Below are 1,212 nucleotides of genomic sequence, written 5' to 3' on the forward strand. Positions count from 1 at the left end.
GCGGAGCACCCGGCAGCGCCGCCCCGGCCACCGGCTCGGCCCGCACCGGCGGGCCCGGTCGTCCGGCGGGTACCGAACAGCTCACCGGCCTGTGCCGCGCCTACCTGGCCAAGCCGGTCGGTCAGCGGGATCGGGCGCTCGCGACGGCCGCCTTCGCCGACCTGGTCGCCGCGGCCGGCGGAACCGACCGGGTCGACGGTTTCTGCGCCCGACTGGTGCCGGACCGGTCCCCGAAGCCGTCCCCGAGCGTCCGGGTCACCCGGTCGAGCGCGCCCACCGGGGCCGCCTCGCCGGCCACGGTGCCCAGCCCCGCCGCCCCCACCGAGAAGCCGAGCACCGGGTCCGGCCGCTGAGCCCGCGATCCGGACAAAATTTCATCTCTCCGGGCGGTCGCCGTTCGTCTGCTAGACAGAAGATGGCAGGACCGCGGACGCCTCGACCGGTCACGGTGGGTGGCGTCGTGGTCGACCCACCGGTAGGGTCGTGATCCGCACGGGGAGAGGAGCCGTCTTTTGGTGATGTCGCCGGAGCTGGACCGGACCACTGTCCTAAGGGACGCGGCCGCGGCGGCCCGGCACATCGCCAGGATCTGCTTCAAGACCGGCCCACCGACCTGTACCGGCGTCGAACTGGAATGGACCGTGCACGACGCCGCGGACCCGGCCCGACCGGTCGACCGCGAGCGACTGCGGCAGGCGCTGGGGCGGCACAGCCCCGTCACCATCGACGGAACCAGTCCCGCTGATCGGCTCCGACACGGCAGCACCGTGACCGTGGAGCCGGGCGGGCAGGTGGAGATCTCCACCCCGCCGCGATCGTCGATCGCCGCGCTGATCCTGGCCACCGAGGCCGACATCGCCGAGCTGACGTCCGAACTGGACGCTGCCGGCCTCGCCCTGGGCCGTACCGGAATCGACCCCTGGCGGGCACCCCGCGCGGTCCTGCAGACCCCGCGCTACCAGGCCATGCGCTGCGTCTTCGACCGGCGCGGCCCGGCCGGACGGACCATGATGTACAGCACCGCCGGCCTGCAGGTCTGCCTGGACGCGGGCGAGCCGGAGCGGCTGGCCGAGCGGTGGGCGGCCGTGCACGGGGTGGGGCCGCCGCTGCTGGCGGCGTTCGCCACCGCCGACCGGCACGCCGGGCGGCGTACCGGATGGGCCTCCGCGCGGATGGCCGCCTGGCTGGCCATCGACCCGGCCCGGACCCGGC

Annotated in this window: 1 protein-coding gene and 1 pseudogene; both read left to right on the top strand. The window is 75.2% G+C overall.

Annotated features, from left to right (window positions below; all coding sequences use genetic code 11):
• Positions 1-353 (top strand): annotated as a pseudogene (locus DKL51_RS35405) (hypothetical protein); the annotation flags it as partial.
• A gap of 159 nt (positions 354-512) precedes the next feature.
• A partial coding sequence (locus DKL51_RS31575; RefSeq protein ID WP_260428745.1) for a glutamate-cysteine ligase family protein occupies positions 513-1,212 on the top strand: 700 nt, incomplete at its 3' end.

The organism is Micromonospora globispora, from assembly GCF_003857015.1.
Taxonomy (GTDB): domain Bacteria; phylum Actinomycetota; class Actinomycetes; order Mycobacteriales; family Micromonosporaceae; genus Micromonospora; species Micromonospora globispora.